This is a genomic window from Bartonella sp. AP3QHHD (genome assembly GCF_042195765.1).
Classification (GTDB): Bacteria; Pseudomonadota; Alphaproteobacteria; order Rhizobiales; family Rhizobiaceae; genus Bartonella.
The window spans coordinates 1-2,818 of the sequence record NZ_JBHIPC010000028.1 but is presented as its reverse complement, the minus strand read 5'-3'; the positions used below and the strand labels follow the sequence as shown (position 1 = coordinate 2,818).

Annotated in this window: 4 protein-coding genes and 1 pseudogene; 4 read left to right on the top strand and 1 reads right to left on the bottom strand. The window is 42.0% G+C overall.

Translation table 11 applies throughout. From position 1 onward, the window contains the following. A pseudogene (locus tag ACFIL7_RS01510) lies at positions 1–163 on the top strand (single-stranded DNA-binding protein); the annotation flags it as partial. 15 nt (positions 164–178) lie between these two features. Continuing rightward, positions 179–709 (top strand): hypothetical protein, encoded by a 531-nt coding sequence (locus ACFIL7_RS01505; RefSeq protein WP_375658333.1) that lies wholly within the window; start codon positions 179–181, stop codon positions 707–709. Between the two features lie 9 nt (positions 710–718). On the opposite strand, the gene ACFIL7_RS01500 is transcribed toward ACFIL7_RS01505, so the two are convergent. Continuing rightward, positions 719–1,345: a hypothetical protein gene (locus ACFIL7_RS01500; RefSeq protein WP_375658332.1), complete on the bottom strand. Its 627-nt coding sequence runs from the start codon at positions 1,343–1,345 to the stop codon at positions 719–721. Between the two features lie 152 nt (positions 1,346–1,497). On the opposite strand from ACFIL7_RS01500, the gene ACFIL7_RS01495 reads away from it, so the two are divergent. Further along, positions 1,498–1,782 (top strand): hypothetical protein, encoded by a 285-nt coding sequence (locus ACFIL7_RS01495; protein ID WP_375683269.1) that lies wholly within the window; start codon positions 1,498–1,500, stop codon positions 1,780–1,782. Then, a partial coding sequence (locus ACFIL7_RS01490; RefSeq protein ID WP_375683268.1) for a PBSX family phage terminase large subunit occupies positions 1,763–2,818 on the top strand: 1,056 nt, incomplete at its 3' end. The genes ACFIL7_RS01495 and ACFIL7_RS01490, both read left to right, overlap by 20 nt.

Genomic DNA, 2,818 nt, shown 5'->3' with positions numbered 1-2,818 from the left:
TCGCTATGTAACAGAAGTCATATTGCCTCAGTACAAAGGCGAGTTAAAGCTTTTAGATGGCAAAAATGATGATAATCAAGATCAGTCATCTGCTTATGACAGAAGCATTTACAGACCTCTTGATACGCCCCATACCGTTATGAATGACAGTGTTCCTTTTTAAATAAAAGGCGGTGTTATGAAAAAAAATAAAAAAAGGGGACGCCCTAAAATAGCAGGGCAGGTAAGAGAACCAAACGGACGTATATCACGTGCAAAAGCACTGCGTGAAGCCGTTGATAAATTGGCAATAGAAATGCGTGCAAAACGCTTCGGTTTAACGCTACAAGAGGCAAAAAATCCACTTTCTGGGTCTTATATAGGGCGGCTTTGTTTACAAGGCGTGCTTACACAAGAGCAATATGACGCCGCGCAACAGTATTTACAGATAAGGAATAATTACCTTTGTGCAAAAGGCTTGCCTAATGCAATTTATGACGAAATGCCATCATCATCTGATGATAAGGCAAGAGATAAATGGGTAGAATTTGCAACAGAGCAGTTTATAAACACGCAAGAGGCACTAAAAGAAGCCCAATGCCTCTATAGACAATATAACCTTTATGCAGCGCTACAGTGCCTCGTTATAGAAGATCAAATGCTACCCCACCTTGTGAATTCACTGCGCGTTGCTCTTAATGTGCTTCAGAAACATTTTGATCGTAAATGACAAGCTCTATTACGGTTGCATTATATAGTATATCGTTCGTAAGTTTCCGCAATGTTCACTGAGTTCCTTTAACCATTTATGATCATTTGTTTTCACGTGAGATACTATGTTATCTACTTGTTCTTTTCTGAAATCGTAACGCTTATCTATAGCCGTCATAAATTTTTTTGCATAATAAATCATTGGATCCTCGTTATCATTGACCACGTCGTATGCCCACATAAAATCGCTTTCACTCCAATCATATTCATCGCGTAAACGCTTTATTACATTGGGTAGATCCATTTGCGACATCTCCTTATTATAATCACCCCGCAATAAACTCATAAGGGATGCACAACCAACAACTGATATGTGACGATACAATATATCTTCCTTGTTAAAAAATGAATATTCTCCGCCATTTCTGAGTGAAAGTTCTTCTGCTTTGCGTACCTTTTCAGAATGCATAGAGCCAATATATGATTCACTTACGTATTTATTGTAAAGTTGATTATACTTCTCTATAGTATCTACACTTGTAAACATACGCGTCAATTTGTCTATAAATCCAAATGACGCTGATGCAGGTAGCGCTGATATAGAAAAGAAAGCTATAAATGTTATGATGCGTGTTATGGATAATGATTTCATCATTTTGAACCCTTAATTATTCATAAGTGCTGTTTAACCGATTCTTTTCAAATGTATCAATATGTGTTATTTTTATGTTGACAAAGTGTAGCAAATCGTATTTAATGACAGCACTGTACGTGGTCGTATTGTATCTAAACGAGGGATAGTGCAGTTTGGNCCCAAAGGCAGGTCAAGGGCGTGTCAAAGGCGTTCCGAATAAAGTGACGCGCATTTTAAAAGAAGCAGTGGTTAAGGCTGCTGAGAATGCTGGGAATAAAATTGGCAAGGATGGTTTGATTTCTTATTTGGAAAAGCAGGCTATGGAATGCCCCGCTGCTTATTTAGCGTTGCTTGGTAAGGTGTTGCCTTTACAGGTAACAGGTGAAGATGGGGGAGCCATTAAGGTGATAACGCGTGTAGAAATCGCGCCTTTGGTCAATGACGACACGACAGATTAATATTGTTCCAAAGCTTATACCGATTTTTACAGATAAGGCTTTGGTGCGTGCTGCTTGGGGTGGACGAGGGTCTGGAAAGACAAGATCATTTGCCTTGATGGCTGCTTTAAAAGGCTATCAATTTGGTATGCAAGGGATATCGGGCACTATACTTTGTGCACGTCAGTTTCAGAATTCTTTGGCAGAAAGTTCATTGGAGGAGATTAAACGCGTCATTGAAGCGCACGACTTTTTAAAGGACTATTACAAGGTTGGGGAGTCGTCGATTAAGTCGATAGATGGTCGCGTAGCCTTTCAGTTTTCTGGTCTGGACCGTAATATTGCGAGCATTAAATCGATGGGGCGTATCTTGCTTTGTTGGGTTGATGAGGCAGAGCCCGTTACAGAGACGGCTTGGCAGACGCTTATTCCAACGTTGCGTGAAGAAGGCGAGGGGTGGCGAGCAGAGTTATGGGTGACATGGAACCCGTTGCGAGAGAATGCCCCCGTTGAGAAGCGGTTTCGCTTTTCAGACAATGAGGCAATCAAACGTGTTGAGATTAACTGGTCAGACAACCCGAAGTTTCCCAAGATCTTGAATGAAGCGCGATTGGATGATCTGAGAAATCGTCCAGAGACCTATAAGCATATCTGGGAAGGGGCTTATCTTACAGCGGTTCAAGGCGCTTATTATCAAAAGGAAATGTTGGCAGCCGAGCAGGAGGGGCGGATAGGGCGCGTTGCGCGTGATCCTTTAATGCAAATACGCGCCTTTTGGGATATTGGGGGCACGGGTGCTAAGGCAGATGCCACAGCGATATGGATAGCGCAATTTGTTGGCAGAGAGATCAGAGTGCTTGATTATTACGAAGCACAAGGACAGCCGTTATCCGAACATATAGGTTGGTTGCGTCAAAATGGTTATGAGAAGGCATTGATGGTTTTGCCTCATGACGGTGCGACCAGAGACCGTGTACACAATGTGAGTTTTGAGAGCGCTCTTAAACAGGCAGGCTTTCAAACAAAAGTTATCCCTAATCAGGGAGCAGGAGCTGTT

Coding starts and splice junctions, on each gene's coding strand:
- ACFIL7_RS01500 (WP_375658332.1), bottom strand. CDS start 1,345: ATGATGAAATCATTATCCATAACACGCATCATAACATTTATAGCTTTC.
- ACFIL7_RS01505 (WP_375658333.1), top strand. CDS start 179: ATGAAAAAAAATAAAAAAAGGGGACGCCCTAAAATAGCAGGGCAGGTA.